Source organism: Roseateles sp. GW823-FHT07B05 (assembly GCF_058794515.1).
Genome location: NZ_JBXAGX010000001.1, coordinates 228,366 through 245,691, shown reverse-complemented (window position 1 = coordinate 245,691; position 17,326 = coordinate 228,366). Strand labels below are relative to the sequence as shown.

18 protein-coding genes and 1 tRNA gene are annotated in these 17,326 nt (G+C 67.7%); 11 read left to right on the top strand and 8 right to left on the bottom strand.

The window, feature by feature from the left end; all coding sequences use genetic code 11:
* The first annotated feature begins 52 nt into the window (after positions 1–52).
* The 4 genes from grxD to AC1Q7O_RS01115 all read left to right on the top strand — a co-directional run bounded on the left by grxD (position 53) and on the right by AC1Q7O_RS01115 (position 2,080).
* Positions 53–364 carry a Grx4 family monothiol glutaredoxin gene (gene grxD, locus AC1Q7O_RS01130; RefSeq protein ID WP_492659322.1) on the top strand — a complete coding sequence of 104 codons (312 nt, stop codon included), beginning with the start codon at positions 53–55 and terminating at the stop codon, positions 362–364.
* Positions 364–927, top strand: a complete 564-nt coding sequence (locus AC1Q7O_RS01125; RefSeq protein WP_492659323.1) for a UbiX family flavin prenyltransferase — start codon at positions 364–366, stop codon at positions 925–927. Before grxD ends, AC1Q7O_RS01125 begins: the two co-directional genes overlap by 1 nt.
* Complete coding sequence (locus tag AC1Q7O_RS01120) at positions 927–1,325, top strand: hypothetical protein (RefSeq protein ID WP_492659324.1); 399 nt, start codon at positions 927–929, stop codon at positions 1,323–1,325. The genes AC1Q7O_RS01125 and AC1Q7O_RS01120 overlap by 1 nt, the downstream gene beginning before the upstream one ends.
* Before the next feature lie 176 nt (positions 1,326–1,501).
* Entirely contained in the window at positions 1,502–2,080 is a 579-nt protein-coding gene (locus AC1Q7O_RS01115) for a hypothetical protein (protein WP_492659325.1), read from the top strand.
* 21 nt (positions 2,081–2,101) lie between these two features.
* Here AC1Q7O_RS01115 and AC1Q7O_RS01110 read toward each other — a convergent pair whose 3' ends face one another.
* From AC1Q7O_RS01110 to AC1Q7O_RS01100, 3 genes are all read right to left on the bottom strand, one after another.
* Positions 2,102–4,192, bottom strand: coding sequence for a M3 family metallopeptidase (locus AC1Q7O_RS01110; RefSeq protein WP_492659326.1), 2,091 nt, complete (start codon positions 4,190–4,192; stop codon positions 2,102–2,104).
* A gap of 128 nt (positions 4,193–4,320) precedes the next feature.
* Positions 4,321–4,923, bottom strand: coding sequence for a lytic transglycosylase domain-containing protein (locus tag AC1Q7O_RS01105; RefSeq protein ID WP_492659327.1), 603 nt, complete (start codon positions 4,921–4,923; stop codon positions 4,321–4,323).
* Positions 4,920–6,665 (bottom strand): proline--tRNA ligase, encoded by a 1,746-nt coding sequence (locus AC1Q7O_RS01100; RefSeq protein ID WP_492659328.1) that lies wholly within the window; start codon positions 6,663–6,665, stop codon positions 4,920–4,922. Before AC1Q7O_RS01100 ends, AC1Q7O_RS01105 begins: the two co-directional genes overlap by 4 nt.
* A 140-nt stretch (positions 6,666–6,805) precedes the next feature.
* On the opposite strand from AC1Q7O_RS01100, the gene AC1Q7O_RS01095 reads away from it, so the two are divergent.
* Positions 6,806–7,399, top strand: coding sequence for an RNA pyrophosphohydrolase (locus AC1Q7O_RS01095; protein ID WP_492659329.1), 594 nt, complete (start codon positions 6,806–6,808; stop codon positions 7,397–7,399).
* A 71-nt stretch (positions 7,400–7,470) separates the two neighbouring features.
* Here AC1Q7O_RS01095 and proB read toward each other — a convergent pair whose 3' ends face one another.
* The 4 genes from proB to rplU form a co-directional block, all read right to left on the bottom strand.
* On the bottom strand, positions 7,471–8,586 hold the full coding sequence (gene proB / locus AC1Q7O_RS01090) for a glutamate 5-kinase (protein WP_492659330.1): 1,116 nt from the start codon (positions 8,584–8,586) through the stop codon (positions 7,471–7,473).
* Positions 8,583–9,647 carry a GTPase ObgE gene (obgE, locus tag AC1Q7O_RS01085; RefSeq protein ID WP_492659331.1) on the bottom strand — a complete coding sequence of 355 codons (1,065 nt, stop codon included), beginning with the start codon at positions 9,645–9,647 and terminating at the stop codon, positions 8,583–8,585. Before obgE ends, proB begins: the two co-directional genes overlap by 4 nt.
* A gap of 135 nt (positions 9,648–9,782) precedes the next feature.
* Positions 9,783–10,046: a 50S ribosomal protein L27 gene (gene rpmA, locus AC1Q7O_RS01080; protein WP_119043685.1), complete on the bottom strand. Its 264-nt coding sequence runs from the start codon at positions 10,044–10,046 to the stop codon at positions 9,783–9,785.
* A 38-nt stretch (positions 10,047–10,084) separates the two neighbouring features.
* A complete protein-coding gene (gene rplU / locus AC1Q7O_RS01075) occupies positions 10,085–10,396 on the bottom strand; it encodes a 50S ribosomal protein L21 (protein ID WP_492659332.1) in 312 nt (103 codons plus the stop codon).
* 361 nt (positions 10,397–10,757) lie between these two features.
* On the opposite strand from rplU, the gene AC1Q7O_RS01070 reads away from it, so the two are divergent.
* The gene (locus AC1Q7O_RS01070; RefSeq protein ID WP_492659333.1) at positions 10,758–11,687 is read left to right on the top strand and encodes a polyprenyl synthetase family protein; all 930 of its coding nucleotides are present in this window, start codon (positions 10,758–10,760) and stop codon (positions 11,685–11,687) included.
* A gap of 23 nt (positions 11,688–11,710) precedes the next feature.
* A tRNA-Pro gene (locus AC1Q7O_RS01065) sits at positions 11,711–11,787 on the top strand.
* Between the two features lie 155 nt (positions 11,788–11,942).
* On the opposite strand, the gene AC1Q7O_RS01060 is transcribed toward AC1Q7O_RS01065, so the two are convergent.
* Complete coding sequence (locus AC1Q7O_RS01060; protein WP_492659334.1) at positions 11,943–12,551, bottom strand: TetR/AcrR family transcriptional regulator; 609 nt, start codon at positions 12,549–12,551, stop codon at positions 11,943–11,945.
* Between the two features lie 129 nt (positions 12,552–12,680).
* On the opposite strand from AC1Q7O_RS01060, the gene AC1Q7O_RS01055 reads away from it, so the two are divergent.
* The 4 genes from AC1Q7O_RS01055 to pilB all read left to right on the top strand — a co-directional run bounded on the left by AC1Q7O_RS01055 (position 12,681) and on the right by pilB (position 17,324).
* On the top strand, positions 12,681–13,469 hold the full coding sequence (locus tag AC1Q7O_RS01055; protein ID WP_492659335.1) for an SDR family NAD(P)-dependent oxidoreductase: 789 nt from the start codon (positions 12,681–12,683) through the stop codon (positions 13,467–13,469).
* 36 nt (positions 13,470–13,505) lie between these two features.
* Positions 13,506–14,324, top strand: a complete 819-nt coding sequence (locus AC1Q7O_RS01050; protein WP_492659336.1) for an oxidoreductase — start codon at positions 13,506–13,508, stop codon at positions 14,322–14,324.
* Positions 14,325–14,383: 59 nt separating this feature from the next.
* Positions 14,384–15,385: an NADP-dependent oxidoreductase gene (locus AC1Q7O_RS01045; RefSeq protein WP_492659337.1), complete on the top strand. Its 1,002-nt coding sequence runs from the start codon at positions 14,384–14,386 to the stop codon at positions 15,383–15,385.
* Between the two features lie 271 nt (positions 15,386–15,656).
* Positions 15,657–17,324: a type IV-A pilus assembly ATPase PilB gene (gene pilB / locus AC1Q7O_RS01040; protein ID WP_492659338.1), complete on the top strand. Its 1,668-nt coding sequence runs from the start codon at positions 15,657–15,659 to the stop codon at positions 17,322–17,324.
* The last annotated feature ends 2 nt before the right edge of the window (positions 17,325–17,326 follow it).

Here is a 17,326-nt window from a genome sequence, read left to right as displayed (position 1 = left end):
CGGCGCCGCCGTCTCCGATAATCCGGGTTTCCTCATAAAACCCGAGATCCCCATGAGCGACGTTCAGCAACGCATTGACGACCTGGTCAAGTCCAACCGCGTCATGCTCTTCATGAAGGGCACGGCCCAGTTCCCGATGTGCGGCTTCTCCGGCCGCGCCATCCAGATCCTGAAGGCCGCCGGTGCCAGCGACATCAAGACCTTCAACGTGCTGGAAGACGAGGCCGTGCGCCAGGGCATCAAGGACTACGCCAACTGGCCCACCATCCCGCAGCTCTACATCAACGGCGAATTCGTCGGCGGCTCGGACATCATGATGGAGATGTACGAGTCGGGCGAGCTGCAGCAGGCCCTCGCCGCCTGATGGCTTCAAGGCTCGTCGTCGGGCTGACAGGAGCGACCGGCGCGGCCTACGCGCTGCGGCTGCTGCGGCGCGCGCGGGAGCTGGGCGTGGAGACTCACCTCGTGGCCACGCCCGCCGGCATCCTGAACGCCCACCACGAGCTGGGGCTGGACCGCTCGTCGCTGGAGTCCGAAGCCGACCATGCGCATTCGCCCGGCGACATCGGCGCCTGCATCGCCAGCGGCAGCTTCTCGACCGCCGCGATGGTGGTGGCGCCCTGCTCGATGAAGTCGCTCGCGGCCATCGCACACGGGCTGGGTGACAACCTGCTGACGCGCGCCGCCGACGTCACGCTGAAGGAGCGCCGCAAGCTCATCCTGATGGTGCGCGAGACGCCGCTGAACCTGGCCCATCTGCGCAACATGGTGGCCGTGACGGAGATGGGCGGCATCTGCTTCCCGCCGCTGCCGGCGTTCTACCACCACCCCAAGAGCATCGACGAGATGGTCGCCGAGACGGTGGAGCGCGTGCTGGAGCTGGCCGGCATCGCGCAGGCGCAGCCCAAGGTCTGGATCGGCCTCTGATGACGGACGCCGTGGCCATGAAGCGTTCCTGGATCGTCTGGACCGCCCTGGCGCTGGCCGGGCTGGACTGCGCCTTGCGCATCGCCGTGCTGGGCTACTGGGCTCTCGCGCCCGAACGCACCCCGGACATGCCGCTCTTCACCAAAGGCGTGCTCCACCCCGAGGTGCAGGCGGGTCTGCTGGCGCTGTACGTGCCCGCGATGGCGGCCCTGGTCTGGCGGCACCGGCTGTCTCCTCAGCAATGCGCACGCCTCGGCGGCGCGCTGACCGTCCTGGCTTTCGTCGCGTTCGTCCTCGGTCTCTTTCTGTCCTTCAACGTCGTCAGCCCCTGGGCGTTTCTGTGCCTGGGCCAGGCGCTGGCATTCACCGGCACGCAGCGCACGCGCGACACTGCCTGAGCCTCAGGGCGACACGCGAGGGTCGCCAAGACGAACGGGGCCGGTGCTGGATCACAGGGCACAGGCCCGGCTCAAGGGCTTGACCGGACCGTGGCGCCGCATCGCCCAAGCAGGGCCGCCAATCCCTCGCTGTTGCGGCGTTAGGCCGCAAGGCTGTGCCGCAACATGCCGGCACCATGGTTTCCAGCATCAACAGCGCGCTGCTCGGCTATCTGTCCAACCAGGGGCAGGACGGCAGCAAGGCCATCGCATCCAATGGCAAGTCGGCCACCGCCGCCGCCATCTCGCCCGCCGCGATGCAGCGGGTCAGTGGCACGCCCAAGAACGCCAACGCCATCCAGACGCTGGAGGACCGCCAGAAGGTCCTGTCCGCCGACCTGCGCGCGGCGATGGGCAAGGCCAGCGTCAAGCTGACCGGTCCGATCGAGTTCACCGTGAAGAGCGACGGCAGCGTCGACCTCAAGGGCAGCGACGCCGACAAGGCCGCCACGCAGGCCTTCCTGAAGGCCGACACCAGCCGGCCCTCGTTCGCCAACCGCATTGCGACACAGGCCAAGGACGCGCTGCAGCTGTCGACGACGCTGCAGCAGAGTGCCGCCATCTCGCAGGCCGCCAAGGCGGCCAGGAGCGCCGGCGGTGTCATGGCGCTCTACACGTCGCTGATGCAGCAGGCCGGCACGTCCAGCGTGGTGTTCTCGGTGTCGGCCACGGGCAGCTCGCTGAGCTACCCGGGCGCGCTCGCGGCCAGGGCCTGAAGTCCGCGACAAATCAGCGACTCAAGGCTGCTTCTGCAGCACCAGCCCGCGGCGCTCCAGCAGCGGCGCGATGTCCGGCTCGTGGCCCACGAGGTTGCGGAACAGCACCATCGCATCCTCGCTGCCGCCGCGCGACAGCAGCTTGGCGCGCAGCGCGTCGCCGTTGGCGCGCTTCAGGCCACCGCGCTTTTGCAGCCATTCCACCGTGTCGGCGTCCAGCACCTCGCTCCAGATGTAGGCGTAGTAGCCGGCGGAGTAGCCGCCCATGATGTGGCTGAAGTACGGCGTGCGGTAGCGCGGCGGCACCGGCGGGAAGGCGACGCCCTCCTCCTGCAGCACACGGGCCTCGACGTCCATCAGCGCCTCGGGCGCCGGCGCCTGGGTGGCCTGGTGCAGGCGCTGGTCCAGGATGGCCGACTGCAGGTAGGACAGCGTCGTGTAGCCCTGGTTGAAGCGCTTGGCACGGGCCACCTTGTCCAGCAGCTCGCGCGGCATGGGCGCGCCGGTCTGGTAGTGCTTGGCGTAGTTGGCCAGCACGCTGGGCCAGTCGGCCCAGACCTCGTTGACCTGCGACGGGTACTCGACAAAGTCACGCGGCACGCGGGCCAGGCTGGGATAGCGGCTCTGGTTGAACATGTAGTGCAGCGCGTGGCCGAACTCATGGAACAGCGTGTTGACCTCGTCCCAGGTCATCAGCGTCGGCTCGCCGGCCGGCGGCTTGGGGATGTTCAGGTGGTTGGCCACCACCGGCTGCGTGCCCTCCAGCGGGTTCTGGCTGACGTAGGAGTTCATCCACGCACCGCCGCGCTTGGCTGGCCGGGCGTACATGTCGGCGATGAAGATGGCCAGCGGCTTGCCGTTGGCATCGAACACGTCATAGGTGCGCACGTCGGCCTGGTAGACCGGCAGGTCGGTGCGGCGCTTGAACGTGATGCCGTACAGCTTCTCGGCGGCAAAGAACACGCCGCGCTCCAGCACGCTGGTCAGCTCCAGGTAGGGCTTGAGCTGGCTCTCGTCGAAGCCGTACTTGGCGGCGCGCAGCTTCTCGGCGTAGAAGCTCCAGTCCCAGGCCTGCAGTGCGAAGCCGGGCTGGCCCTTGGCGGCCTGGTCGCTGTCGATGAGCTGCTGCAGCTCGGCCGCTTCCGCCTTGGCGGAGGCGGCCGCCGCGGGGGCCAGCTTGCGCAGCAGCGCGTTGACAGTGTCGGCGGACTTGGCCGTCTCTTCCTCCAGCACGAAAGCCGCCGGCGTCGCGTAGCCCAGCAGCGCCGCGCGCTCCTGGCGCAGCGCCAGCACGCGGGCCACGGTGGCGCGGGTGTCGAACTCGTTGCCGCGCGCGCCGCGGGCGACCGAGGCACGGTGCAGCCGCTCGCGCACCGCCCGGTTCTGCAGGCTGGTCTCGAAAGGCTGGATGGTGGTGTTCAGCAGCGCGATGGCGTACTTGCCGTTCTGGCCCCGCTTGGCAGCCAGGTCGGCCGCCGCGGCGATCTGCGCGGGCGTCAGGCCGGCCAGTTCCTCAGCACTGTCGACGATGACGGCCGAGTCGTTCACCTCGGCCAGCACCGCCTTGTTGAAGCGCGCGCCCAGCGTCGCCAGCTCGGCATTGATGGCCTTCATGCGCGTCTTCTGCTCGTCGTTCAGCAACGCGCCGGCGCGCACCATGTCGCGATAGGTGCGTTCCAGCAGGCGCTTGCCCTCGGCGGACGGCGCGGCCTTGTCGCGCTGGGCGTAGAGCGCCTGCACGCGGGCGAACAGCTTGGCGTTCAGCACCACGGCGTCGCGCTGGGCGGCCAGCTTGGCCGCGTAATCGGTCTGCAGCTGCTGGCGGGCCGGGTTGGCGTCAGCGCCCATCAGGTTGCCCAGCAGATTGTTGGTGCGCGACAGCAGCCGGCCACTCTTCTCCAGCGCGAGGATGGTGTTGTCGAAGGTGGGCGCAGCCGGGTTGTCGGCGATGGCCTGCACCTCGGCCAGCTGCTCGGCCATGCCGCGGTCGAGCGCCGGCGCGAAGTGCTCGTCGCGCAGCTTGTCGAACTGCGGGTAGCGCAGCGGCAGCGGGCTGGTGGCCAGCAGCGGGTTGTCGGCAGGGGCCTGGGCGCCCGCCAGGCCGGTGGCCATCAGGGCAGACAGGAGCAGGGGCGCTATGCGTTTGGCAGCGGGCATGGGCAAGGGTGTCTTGTGGACGAAACCCTCAAGGCTAACCGCCCTGCCCCGCCCGGCCGGAAGCCACGCTTGTAAAGCCGGCTTTACGTCTCGCCCGGCAGCAGCCACTGGCGCCGCGCGCCGAACACGGCGTTCGGATACTCCGGTCGCCCCCGGCTGCCGTTGTAGCGGCCCAGCGCCAGGAACATGTCGCCCTTCTCGCGGTCCAGGTAGTGGCGCAGGATGACGCAGCCGAAACGCAGGTTGGTCTGCATGTGGAACAGCGCCGACGCGTTGCCATCGCCGATGGCCTTGGTCCAGAACGGCATGACCTGCATGTAGCCGCGTGCGCCGGCCGTGCTGATCGCGTACTTGCGGAAGCCGCTTTCCACCTGGATCAGCCCCAGCACCAAGCTAGGCTCCAACCCCGCACGCCGGGCCTCGTACCAGACCGTCTCCAGGAACTCGATGCGGATCTGCGTCTCGGTCTTGCGCTTCTTCAGCCGCTCGCTGGTGGCGCCCAACCAGCGCAGGTAGGCCATGCGCGCCTCGGTGTCGTCGAACTTCGGCCGCGGCGGCGCCGCCTGCGCGATGGAAGCGCTCAACGCCGAGCGGATGGAGTCCGCCAGCGGCTCTTCCAGCTGCGCGCCGGCCCGCGCCGCGAGGGGCGCGGCCAGCAGGCCCGACAGCAGCAGCCGGCGCTTCAAAGCTTGAGCAGGCCCTTCAGGTGGGCCACGACGTCACCCACCGCGACCTTGGTCGCGGCCTCGTCACGGCGGCCCTGGTACTCGACCTGGCCTTCCTTCAGGCCGCGGTCGCCCAGCACCACGCGGTGCGGCACGCCGATCAGCTCCCAGTCCGCGAACATCGCGCCCGGGCGCTCGCCGCGGTCGTCCAGCAGCACGTCCACGCCAAGCAGCCGAAGCTCGTCGTAGAGCTTCTCGGAAGCCGCCTTGACGTCGGCGCTGCGGTCCGCGCCGATGGGGCAGACGACGACGGTGAACGGCGCGATCGCGTCCGGCCAGATGATGCCGCGCGCGTCGTGGTTCTGCTCGATGGCCGCCCCCAGGATGCGCGTCACACCGATGCCGTAGCAGCCCATCTCCAGCAGCTTGGGCTTGCCGTTCTCGTCCAGGAAGGTCGCGTTCATCGCGGCTGAGTACTTGGTGCCCAGGTAGAACACATGGCCCACCTCGATGCCGCGCTGGATGGCCAGCACACCCTTGCCGTCCGGCGACGGATCGCCCGCGACGACGTTGCGGATGTCGGCGACGACGTCGGGCTCGGGCAGGTCACGGCCCCAGTTCGCGCCGGTGAAGTGGAAGTCCACCTCATTGGCGCCGCAGACGAAGTCGCTCATGTTCGCGACCGTGCGGTCGGCGACGATCTTCAGCGGCGCCTTCAGGCCGATGGGGCCGAGGTAGCCCGGCTTGCAGCCGAAGTGCGCGTCGATCTCGGCGCCCGTCGCGAAGCGGAAGCCGCCCTTCAGGCCCTCGACCTTGCCGGCCTTCACCTCGTTGAGCTCATGGTCGCCACGCACCAGCAGCAGCCAGACCTGGCTCTTGACGATGTGGCCGTCCTTGTCCAGCTCGTCGGTGGCCAGCACCAGCGACTTGACGGTCTGCGCCAGCGGCAGGCCCAGCAGCTCGGCCACATCCGCACAGGTGGCCTTGCCCGGCGTGGGCGTCTTGGCCAGCGCCTGCGTCGCGGCACCGCGCGCGGCCGTCAGCGCCACGCCCTCGGCCAGCTCCATGTTGGCCGCGTAGTCGCTGGTGGGGCAGTAGACGATGGCGTCCTCGCCGGTCTCGGCGATGACCTGGAACTCGTGCGAGCGGTCGCCGCCGATGGCGCCGGTGTCGGCCGCCACGGCGCGGTACTCCAGGCCGAAACGCTCGAAGATCTTGCAGTAAGCCGCGTACATGTTGTCGTAGCTGCGGCCGGCGGCGTCGACGTCACGGTCGAAGGAATAGGCGTCCTTCATCGTGAACTCGCGGCCGCGCATCAGGCCGAAGCGCGGCCGGCGCTCGTCGCGGAACTTGGTCTGGATGTGATAGAAATTTTTCGGCAGCTGGCGGTAGGAGCGCAGCTCCTGGCGGGCGATGTCGGTGATGACCTCCTCGCTCGTCGGCTGCACGATGAAGTCGCGGCCATGGCGGTCCTTCACGCGCAGCAGCTCCGGGCCCATCTTGTCGAAGCGGCCGGTCTCCTGCCACAGCTCGGCGGGCTGGATGACGGGCATCAGGCACTCGACGGCGCCGGCGGCGTCCATCTCCTCGCGGATGATCTTCTCGACCTTGCGGATCACGCGAAGCCCCATCGGCATGTAGTTGTAAATGCCGGCGCCCAGCCGCTTGATCATGCCCGCGCGCATCATCAGCTTGTGGCTGACGATCTCCGCGTCCGCGGGCGCTTCCTTGAGGGTGGAGATGAAGAACTGGGAGGCTTTCATGGCGGGGCTGGAATGCGAAGGCCGGGTGAAAACCCGGCCAAGTCACGACAAAAGGGAGAGAACTCTCCGGGTTAGCGAGGGCGCTACCGCAATCGCGGCCCGATGCAATAATCGAACCAACTAGAGATTTGAGGTTGATTATGCTCGACCGTGAAGGGTTCCGCCCCAACGTCGGCATCATCCTGCTCAACCAGCGCAACGAGGTGTTCTGGGGCAAACGCATCCGGACGCATTCGTGGCAGTTCCCGCAAGGGGGCATCAAACACGGCGAGACGCCTGAGCAGGCGATGTTCCGAGAGCTCCACGAGGAAGTGGGGCTCACACCAGAGCATGTGCGCATCATTGCGCGGACGCGCGACTGGCTGCGCTACGAGGTGCCCGAGCACTTCATCCGGCGCGACGCGCGCGGCCATTACCGGGGCCAGAAGCAGATCTGGTTCCTGCTGCAGATGATGGGCCGCGACTGCGACATGAACCTGCGCGCGACGGACCACCCCGAGTTCGACGCCTGGCGCTGGAACGAGTACTGGGTACCGCTGGAGGCCGTCATCGAGTTCAAGCGCGGCGTCTACGAGATGGCGCTGACGGAACTCGCCCGCTACCTGCCCCGCATCAACCACCACAACCGCTACCTGCGCGCCGGCATGCGGCCGGCACACCGCGGCGAGCGGCACAGCGGGCCGATGCCGCTGGAGGCGACGGCGACGCCGCCCGAGGGTGAGCCGCAGAGCTGACTCAGCGGAGGACCAAATTGTGTCTACGCTCACATCGCCAGCGATATGAGCTGCGCCGCAATTTGCCCGTCCTAACGGAGGACCAAATTGTCCCGGTGGATGAGTTCAGGCTCGGCCGCGTAACCGAGCAGGCTCTCGAACTCCGACGATGGCTTGCGCGCAATGAGCCGCGACTCGGCGGCTGAATAGTTGGCCAGGCCACGCGCCAGTTCGGTGCCGTCCGGCGCCAGCACGGCGATGACGTCGCCGCGGTGGAAGTCGCCCTGCACCTCGGTGACGCCGATGGGCAGCAGGCTCTTGCCCTCGCCGCGCAGCTTGGTCACGGCACCGGCGTCCACCTTCACGGCGCCGCGCATCTGCAGGTGGTCCACCATCCACTGCTTGCGCGCCTGCAGCTTGGCCGTGGCGGCATGCAGTGCGGTGCCGATGGCCTCGCCACGCGCCAGGCGCAGCAGCACGTCGGGCTCGCGACCCCAGGCGATGACTGTGCCGGCACCGCTGCCCGCGGCACGCTTGGCGGCCAGGATCTTGGTGAGCATGCCGCCACGGCCGATGCTGGAGCCTGCGCCGCCGGCCATGCGCTCCAGTTCCGGGTCGCCGGCCTGGGCGTTGTCGATGAAGCGGGCGTTCGGGTCCTTGCGCGGGTCGGCCGAATACAGGCCGCGCTGGTCGGTCAGGATGACCAGCGCATCGGCCTCCACGAGGTTGGCCACCAGCGCGCCCAGCGTGTCGTTGTCGCCGAACTTGATCTCGTCGTTGACGACCGTGTCGTTCTCGTTGATGACCGGCAGCACGCGGTGCGCCATCAACGTCAGCAGCGTCGAGCGGGCGTTCAGGTAGCGCTCGCGGTCGGCCAGGTCGGCGTGCGTCAGCAGCACCTGCGCGCTGTGCATGCCGTGCGCGCTGAGCTGGCTTTCATACATCTGCGCCAGGCCCATCTGCCCAACGGCGGCAGCCGCCTGCAGCTCGTGCAACTCCTTGGGCCGCGTCGTCCAGCCCAGCCGCTTCATGCCCTCGGCGATGGCGCCGCTGGAGACCATGACCAGCTCGCGCCCCTCGCCCGCCAACGCCGCCAGCTGGCGGCTCCAGTTCGCGATCGCTTCGGCATCAACGCCGCGGCCCTCGTTGGTGACGAGGCTGGAACCGACTTTGACAACGATGCGGCGCGCGCTGGACAGCAGACTCATTCGGTGGGATCGGGGGAATCGAAACGGATGTCGCGCTCTTCGATGACACGCTGCTCGGCGGCAACGTGGTCGTAGATCGCATGGATCAGCGGCTGGCAGCCTTCGCGGGTCAGCGCCGAGATCTCGAAGACCGGGCCCTTCCACTTGTAGCGCTTGACGAAGTCCTTCACGCGCGCGGCGCGCTCTTCCTCGGGCACCATGTCCAGCTTGTTCAGCACCAGCCAGCGCGGCTTGGCGTGCAGCTCGGGGTCGTACTTCTTGAGCTCGGCGACGATGGCCTTGGCTTCCTTGACCGGATCGACCTCGGGGTCGAACGGCGCCAGGTCGACGACATGCAGCAGCAGCCGCGTGCGCTGAAGATGGCGCAGGAACTGGTGGCCCAGGCCGGCGCCTTCCGCTGCGCCTTCGATGAGGCCGGGGATGTCGGCGACGACGAAGCTCTTTTCCGGCGCGACACGCACGACGCCCAGGTTGGGGTGCAGCGTCGTGAACGGGTAGTCGGCGATCTTGGGCTTGGCGTTGGACACCGCCGTGATCAGCGTGGATTTGCCCGCGTTGGGCTGGCCCAGCAGGCCCACGTCGGCCAGCACGCGCAGCTCCAGCCGCACCTTCTTGATTTCGCCCGGCCAGCCCGGCGTCTTCTGCCGCGGCGCGCGGTTCGTCGACGTCTTGAAATGCAGGTTGCCGAAGCCGCCGTCACCGCCCTTGCACAGCAGGATGCGCTCGCCAGGCTCCAGCAGTTCGCCGATGACAGACTCGGTTTCCAGGTCCGTGATGATGGTGCCGACCGGCATGCGCAGCACGATGTCGTCGGCGGCTGCGCCGAAGCAGTCGGATCCGCGACCGGCCTCGCCGTTGCGCGCCTCATGGCGGCGCGCGTAACGGTAGTCGATCAGCGTGTTCAGGTTGCGGTCGGCCTCGGCCCAGACGCTGCCGCCCTTGCCGCCGTCGCCACCGTCCGGCCCGCCGAACGGGATGAACTTTTCGCGGCGAAAGCTCGCGCAGCCGGCGCCACCGTTCCCGGCGGCGACATCGATGGTGGCTTCGTCAACGAATTTCATGGCGGTCGGCCATCGTAATGGCTGGGTTGAATCCGGCGCACCGTCGTGCGACGCGCCAGACTTCAGAAATGACAAAGCCCCGGCAGGCCGGGGCTCGTGTGTCGGGCGATGTCGTCGCCCGCAATCGCTGTCGCCTTAGGCGGCCAGCGGGGTCACGACAACCGTCGAACGGTTGTTGGCGCCCTTGACGGTGAAGCTCACGTGGCCATCGACCAGCGCGAACAGCGTGTGGTCCTTGCCGATGCCGACGTTGACGCCGGGGTGGAACTTCGTGCCGCGCTGGCGGACGATGATCGAGCCAGCGGAGATCAGTTCACCGCCGTAAGCCTTGACGCCCAGCATCTTGGGCTTGGAGTCGCGGCCGTTCCGTGTAGAACCGCCGCCCTTTTTCTGTGCCATGTTTAGCTCCTAGAAATTAGCGAAAGAAGATGGTGGGATCAGCCGTTCACCGCGCTGATTTCCAGCTCGGTGTAGTTCTGGCGATGGCCCTGGCTCTTCTTGTAGTGCTTGCGACGGCGCAGCTTGAAGATGCGAACCTTGTCGTGCTTGCCATGGCTGACGACCTTGGCACTGACGGTGGCGCCAGCCACCAGCGGCGCGCCGACGGTCAGGCCGTCACCGCTGCCAACTGCCAGCACCTGGTCGATCGTGACCACGGCGCCGACTTCGGCGTCGAGCAGCTCGACCTTGATCTTTTCGCCGGCAGCAACCTTGTATTGCTTGCCGCCAGTCTTGATGACTGCGTACATAGACTTCCTTCCGCACCTTGAGGGTGCACTCACCGGACTGCCGCCGCTGCTTTCGCCGCCGCGCGTTCGTCTGGCCTTTTTGTGGGTTTTGATTCTCTCGACAACCCGGCCACGCCCAGCACGCCAGACGCACGAATTGCAAAGAGCCCGCGAGTATACCCGTAGTCTTGCCGATCATGCAACGCGGCCCTGGCGGTGCGCCGACGGCTTCGAGACTGCCTGCATGCCCGCAACGTCCCGGAGCGGGTCGCGGGCCGTTTCTATAATGGCCCAATCCCTAGCTTGAGAGTCAAGAGTGCGCGTCGAGTCTGCCTCGCCCCCATCCCAAGTTGCCGAGGCACTCGCCCTGCTGGCCGCAGAAATGGCCCAGGTCGATGCGGTCATCGCCCAGCGCCTGAGTTCCGAGGTGGCGCTGATCGACCAGATCGCCCACTACATCGTGCATGCCGGCGGCAAGCGCATGCGGCCCAAGCTCGTGCTGCTGTTCGCCAATGCGCTGGGCTTCGAAGGCGCGGCGCGCTTCGAGCTGGCCGCCGTCGTCGAGTTCATCCACACCGCCACGCTGCTGCATGACGACGTTGTCGACGAGTCGTCGCTGCGCCGCGGCAAGCCGACGGCCAACGCGCTGTTCGGCAACGCCGCCAGCGTGCTGGTGGGCGACTTCCTGTACTCGCGCGCCTTCCAGATGATGGTCTCCGTGGACCGCATGCGCGTGCTGGAGGTGCTGGCCGAAGCCACCAACGTCATCGCCGAGGGCGAGGTCCTGCAGTTGATGAACATGCACGACCCCGACATCACCGTCGATAGCTATCTGCGTGTCATCCGCTTCAAGACGGCCAAGCTGTTCGAGGCCAGCGCGCGCCTGGGCGCCGTGCTCGCGAACGCGTCGCCGGAGATCGAGGAAGCCTGCGCCAGCTACGGCCGCGCGCTGGGCACGGCGTTCCAGCTCATCGACGACGTGCTGGACTACGAAGGCGACACGCACGAACTCGGCAAGAACATCGGCGACGACCTGCGCGAAGGCAAGACGACGCTGCCGCTGCTGATCGCGATGGAGCGCGCGACGCCCGAGCAGCGCGCGCTGCTGCGCCACGCCATCGAGGAAGGCGAGCTCGAGAAGCTGCAGGACATCGTCGCCATCGTGCGTTCCACGGGCGCGCTGGAGTCGACCCGCGAAGCCGCCCGCACCGAGGCGCAACAGGCGGGAGATTGCCTAAAGTTGCTACCTTGCAACAAATGGACAGAATCTCTGCTAGAATTCGCAATTCGGTCGGTTGAGCGTCATTCCTGACATTCAACCGCAGCCGAAGACATCGGGGTGTAGCTTAGCCTGGTAGAGCGCTACGTTCGGGACGTAGAGGCCGGAGGTTCGAATCCTCTCACCCCGACCAGAATTTTCCTTGTTCAGCAAGGACTCGCAAAAAGCCGCGGACTCCGCGGCTTTTTGCGTTTCTGGGTTGTTTGTCCGCATGTCGCACCGCGGCGCACCTTGGGTCGCGCACAGCGCAGCCAGCAGTCCGTCACCGCGCGGGCGTGTCACGAGCCCCTATCGGGCCTGTCGTTGCCGCCGCGGCGCCGTGGGCGGCTTCGGCTGGGGCATCGTGCCCAGGATGGCGTCGCGACAGACGGCAAGGATCTCGTCGGCCAGGGGTGAGTCGTCCGGGCAGGCCCGGGACATGACGATGGCCCCCACCGCGTGCGCCATCATGTCGAGGAGCCTGGCACGCGCCTGATCGGGATCGACACCCGACAAGCTGCCCTGCTGGCTCATGCCGGCCACCAGCCCCTCGATGCCGTCGACAAAAGCCGTTCGGACGGACTCCGGCTGCCGCGCGGCGTCGCCCCCCAGAGCAGCCATCGTGCATCCGTCGGCGCGGCCATCCCGGTGCGCTCTCGAGACGTACTGCCTGACGAACTCCGCCGGGTCGGCACCGCCGGCCAACGCAGTCGTCTGCCCGATGCCGCATGCCGTTGCCTCGGCGATCAGGTCCGTCTTGGAACCGAACTGCTTGTAGAAGCCGCCATGCGTGAAGCCGGCGGCCGCCATCAGGTCGGCCACGCCCACGCCGTCGAAGCCGCGCTCGCGGAAGAGCCGCGAGGCCGTCTCGACCACGTGCGCCCGATTCGCCTGCGCCTGCGCCTTGGTGACTTTCATGCTTGCTCGCGGTGGATCTGGTCGCTGTAACGGCGCCGATTCTATATTGATGTCATTCATCATCAAACATTTGACAATGGATGATGATCGTAATCATAATGGCTGACCGCTTCATCAGAAGGTCACGTCATGTCCATGGGCAACTCAGTCCTCATCACCGGCGCATCCACCGGCATCGGTGCCACCTACGCCGAGCGCTTCGCGCAACGCGGCCACGACCTCGTCCTCGTTGCCCGCGACAAGGTGCGCCTGGACGCGCTCGCCGACCGCCTGCGTGCGCAGAGCAAGGTGGCCGTCGAGGTGCTGCAGGCCGACCTGACGAATCCGTCTGACCTGGCCGTCGTCGAAACCAGGCTGCGCGAGGACAGCCGCATCGGCATCCTGGTCAACAACGCGGGCGCGGCGCAGTCGGGCGGCATCCTGCGGCAGAGCGCCGACGCCATCGAGCGCCTGATCGCGCTCAACACCACCGCGCCGGCCCGGCTGGCTGCGGCCGTGGCGCCGCGCTTCGCCGAAGCCGGCAGCGGCGCCATCGTCAACCTGGGCTCGGTGGTCGGCCTGGCGCCCGAGTTCGGCATGTCGCTCTATGGCGCCACCAAGGCCTTCGTGCAGTTGCTGTCCCAGGGGCTGAGCGTCGAACTGGCGCCCAAGGGCGTGTACGTGCAAGCCGTGCTGCCGGCCGGCACGCGCACCGAGATCTGGGAGCGCGCCGGCATCGACGCCAGCACCATGAGCGACCTGATGGACGTCGGCGAGCTGGTCGATGCAGCTCTCGTCGGCTTCGACCGGCGCGAGCCCGTGACCATCCCGCCGCTGCATGACGTCGGGCGCTGGAGCGCCCTGGAAGTCGCCCGGCTGCAGCTGTTGTCCGGCATCCAGCAGGCGCATGTGGCCGAGCGCTACCTGTCCCTGCCCTGAGCCGTCATGGCACCGCAACCTCTACCCAGGCATCCCATGAGTTCATCCAACCAGCCCAAGCGCGTTGCCCTCGTCACCGGGGCCTCGTCGGGCATCGGCGAGGCCACGGCGAGACAGTTGATGGCCGCCGGCTTCACGGTCTACGGCACCAGCCGGCGCGGCGCCAATGGCGCCAACGGGGCCTACCCCTTGCTGGCCCTCGACGTCACCGACGACGCCTCCGTGCAGGCCGCGGTCGCCGAGCTCGCGCGGCGTGAGGGCCGCATCGACCTGCTGGTCAACAACGCCGGCATCGGAATCACGGGCGCCGCCGAGGAGAGCTCCATCGAACAGGTCAGCGCCCTGTTCGACACCAACTTCCATGGCGTGGTGCGCGTGACCAATGCGGTGCTGCCGCTGATGCGCCAGCAGCGCAGCGGGCGCATCCTCAACGTCGGCTCCGGCCTGGGCTTCATCCCCTCGCCGTTCAGCGCCTACTACTCGGCCACCAAGCATGCGCTGGAGGGCTACTCGGAATCGCTGGACCACGAGGTGCGCGGCTTCGGCATCCGCGTGGCCGTCATCGAGCCAGGCGCGACGAAGACGTCGTTCGAGTCGAGCACGGCCGCCGCCGACAAGCCGTTGAGCGCCTACGACTCGCTGCGCGCCGGCTACCTGGCTGCCTACGACCGCGCCATGGCCGTGGCGGACACGCCGGAGAGCGTCGCGCAAACCATCGTGCTGGCCGCGCTCACCGCGCGCCCGCTGCTGCGCTACCCGTCCGGCAAGTCGGCACGGCAAGGCGCTTTCGCGCGGCGCTTCCTGCCCCGGTCGCTGTTCGACAAGGTGCTGCACAAGCAGTTCGGCCTGACCTAGAGGGCCAGCCTCTCGCACTACACCAGCACACCCAGTTGGCCAGAGGCCAGGAAGCACACATGAAAGCACTCACCTTCAAGCGCTACGGCAAGTCGCCCGACATCGGGTTCGAGAACATCGACCGGCCCACGCTGCAGCCCGACGAACTGCTGGTGCAGGTCCACGCGGCGGGCCTGAACCCCATCGACAACATGATCCCGGTGGGCACCTTCAAGCCCGTCATGCATTTCAAGTTGCCGGCGGTGCTGGGCAGTGACCTGGCCGGCGTGGTGGTCGACGTCGGCAGCCGGGTCACCCGCTTCAAGCCGGGCGACGAGGTCTTCGCGAGCATCTTCGACCTGGGCAAGGGCTCGCTGGCCGAGTTCGCCGCGGTGCCGGAGAGTGCCGCGGCGCTGAAGCCGGACAACCTGGACTTTGTGCAGGCGGCCTCCATCCCCATGGTGGGGCTCACCTCCTGGCAGGCACTGCAGGAACGCATGGCCCTGCGCCGCGGCCAGAAGGTGTTCATCCCGGCGGGCTCGGGCGGCATCGGCACCTTCGCCATCCAGCTGGCGCGCCAGCTCGGCGCCAAGGTGGGCACGACGGTGAGCACCGGCAACATCGAGCTCGTGCGCGGCCTGGGCGCCGACGAGATCGTCGACTACAAGAAGCAGGAGTTCGAGCAGGTCCTGCAGGGCTACGACGCAGTGCTGGGCACGGTCAAGGGCGACGCGCTGGAGAAGTCGCTACGCATCCTGAAACCGGGCGGCCGCATCGTCTCGCTCATCGGCCCGCTAGACGCGGCCTTCGCGCAAGCGAAGAAGCTCAACTTCTTCCTGAAGTTTGTGTTCGGCCTGATGAGCCGCAAGCTGATGAAGCTGGCCGGCAAGCGGGGGGTGGACTACGCCTTCCTGTTCGTGCGGCCCGACGGCCGGCAGCTCGCCGAGATTGGCGAGCTGCTCAAGGCGGAGCGCATCCGGCCGGTCATCGACCGGGTCTTCTCCTTCGACGAGGCCAGGCAGGCCCTGGACTACCTGGCGCAGGGCCGCGCCAAGGGCAAGGTGGTCGTCAAGCTCAGGTAGAGCCGGGCAAACCTGCCACTGAAGCCCCTCGGCCGTTTCCGTACACGCCCCAGCCTCCGGCATGCCCCGGGCCCGGGGCGCCAACCCATGGCCTGGGCTGCCGGCTGGCGCGCGCAGACGCCGTCCCGCAAACCCGGTAGATCCGCGGGTCCGGCGCGGGTTCGGCCGCTGGCACAATCAACGGACTTCTGGTCTTTGCGTCGCCGACGCCACCGCAGTGGAAACCACGCTTGCCGAGCCGCTCCAGTCCGCCCTGTCCGGGGTTGCGCGCATGCTTGTGCATGCCGGCAAGCTGCAAGCCAAGGCCGCCGAAGACCTGGTGCGCCAGGCCCGCGAGAAGAAGACCAGCTTCGTCAACGCCGTGATCGCCAGCGGCCAGGTGTCCGCGTCGGACCTGGCCCACACGCTGTCCAGTGCGCTGGCGCTGCCGCTGCTGGACCTGTCGGCGATGGACCCGCAGAAGATGCCGCAGAACGTCATCGATGCGAAGCTGGCGCAGCAGTACCAGGTGGTCGCGCTGTCACGCCGCGGCAACCGCTTGTTCGTCGGTGGCGCGGACCCGACCGACCTCGAAGTCATCGAGCGCATCAAGTTCGCGACGCAGCTGCAGCCCGAGTGGGTCATCGTCGAGCACGACAAGCTGACCAAGATGCTCAGCAACGTCGGCGTCAGCGCGACGGAGACGCTGGAGTCCATCGCCGGCGGCGACTTCGATTTCGACATCGCCGAGGACGACGCCACGCCGCAGCAGGAGGCCGCCGAGCTGGCCGACGTGGAGGACGCGCCGGTCGTGCGCTTCCTGCAGAAGATGCTGGTGGATGCGATCAACCTGCGCGCGTCCGACCTGCACTTCGAGCCCTACGAGTTCCACTACCGCGTGCGCTTCCGCGTCGACGGCGAGCTGCGCGAGATCACGCAGCCGCCGATCGCGATCAAGGACAAGCTGGCCTCGCGCATCAAGGTGATCTCGCGCCTGGACATCGCCGAAAAGCGCGTGCCGCAGGACGGGCGCATGAAGCTCAAGTTCGGCGCGAAGTCCATCGACTTCCGCGTCAGCACGCTGCCCACGCTGTTCGGCGAGAAGATCGTCATCCGGATTCTCGACTCGTCCTCGGCCAAGCTGGGCATCGAGGCGCTGGGCTACGAGAAGATCGAGAAGGAACGCCTGCTGGCGTGCATCTACCGGCCCTACGGCATGGTGCTCGTGACCGGCCCGACCGGCTCGGGCAAGACGGTGTCGCTCTACACCTGCCTGAACATCCTGAACCAGCCAGGCGTCAACATCTCCACCGTCGAGGACCCGGCCGAAATCAACCTGCCGGGCATCAACCAGGTCAACGTCAACGACAAGGCCGGCCTGAACTTCTCGGCGGCACTGAAGTCCTTCCTGCGCCAGGATCCGGACATCATCATGGTCGGCGAGATCCGCGACCTGGAGACCGCCGACATCGCGATCAAGGCGGCGCAGACGGGCCACATGGTCATGTCCACGCTGCACACCAACGACGCGCCCAAGACGCTGACCCGGCTGCTGAACATGGGCGTCGCGCCGTTCAACATCGCGTCCAGCGTGCTGCTGATCACCGCGCAACGGCTGGTGCGCCGCCTGTGCGAGAACTGCAAGGCACCGGCCGAGTACCCGCGCGACGCGATGCTGAAGGCCGGCTTCGTCGAGGAGGACTTCGACGGCAGCTGGAAGCCCTACCGCGCGGTGGGCTGCAGCAATTGCACAAATGGTTACCGCGGCCGCGTGGGCCTTTACCAAGTGATGCCCATCACGGAAGACATCCAGCGCATCATCCTGGCCGAGGGAACGGCGATGGACATCGCCGCACAGGCCAGGAAGGAAGGCGTGCGTGATTTGCGGCAGTCGGGCCTGGTGAAGGTCCGCGTCGGCGTCACGACGCTGGAAGAAGTCCTGTCGGCCACCAACGAATAGAA

Coding starts and splice junctions, on each gene's coding strand:
- grxD (WP_492659322.1), top strand. CDS start 53: ATGAGCGACGTTCAGCAACGCATTGACGACCTGGTCAAGTCCAACCGC.
- AC1Q7O_RS01125 (WP_492659323.1), top strand. CDS start 364: ATGGCTTCAAGGCTCGTCGTCGGGCTGACAGGAGCGACCGGCGCGGCC.
- AC1Q7O_RS01120 (WP_492659324.1), top strand. CDS start 927: ATGACGGACGCCGTGGCCATGAAGCGTTCCTGGATCGTCTGGACCGCC.
- AC1Q7O_RS01115 (WP_492659325.1), top strand. CDS start 1,502: ATGGTTTCCAGCATCAACAGCGCGCTGCTCGGCTATCTGTCCAACCAG.
- AC1Q7O_RS01110 (WP_492659326.1), bottom strand. CDS start 4,192: ATGGCCACCGGCCTGGCGGGCGCCCAGGCCCCTGCCGACAACCCGCTG.
- AC1Q7O_RS01100 (WP_492659328.1), bottom strand. CDS start 6,665: ATGAAAGCCTCCCAGTTCTTCATCTCCACCCTCAAGGAAGCGCCCGCG.
- AC1Q7O_RS01095 (WP_492659329.1), top strand. CDS start 6,806: ATGCTCGACCGTGAAGGGTTCCGCCCCAACGTCGGCATCATCCTGCTC.
- proB (WP_492659330.1), bottom strand. CDS start 8,586: ATGAGTCTGCTGTCCAGCGCGCGCCGCATCGTTGTCAAAGTCGGTTCC.
- obgE (WP_492659331.1), bottom strand. CDS start 9,647: ATGAAATTCGTTGACGAAGCCACCATCGATGTCGCCGCCGGGAACGGT.
- rpmA (WP_119043685.1), bottom strand. CDS start 10,046: ATGGCACAGAAAAAGGGCGGCGGTTCTACACGGAACGGCCGCGACTCC.
- rplU (WP_492659332.1), bottom strand. CDS start 10,396: ATGTACGCAGTCATCAAGACTGGCGGCAAGCAATACAAGGTTGCTGCC.
- AC1Q7O_RS01070 (WP_492659333.1), top strand. CDS start 10,758: ATGGCCCAGGTCGATGCGGTCATCGCCCAGCGCCTGAGTTCCGAGGTG.
- AC1Q7O_RS01060 (WP_492659334.1), bottom strand. CDS start 12,551: ATGAAAGTCACCAAGGCGCAGGCGCAGGCGAATCGGGCGCACGTGGTC.
- AC1Q7O_RS01055 (WP_492659335.1), top strand. CDS start 12,681: ATGTCCATGGGCAACTCAGTCCTCATCACCGGCGCATCCACCGGCATC.
- AC1Q7O_RS01050 (WP_492659336.1), top strand. CDS start 13,506: ATGAGTTCATCCAACCAGCCCAAGCGCGTTGCCCTCGTCACCGGGGCC.
- AC1Q7O_RS01045 (WP_492659337.1), top strand. CDS start 14,384: ATGAAAGCACTCACCTTCAAGCGCTACGGCAAGTCGCCCGACATCGGG.
- pilB (WP_492659338.1), top strand. CDS start 15,657: ATGCTTGTGCATGCCGGCAAGCTGCAAGCCAAGGCCGCCGAAGACCTG.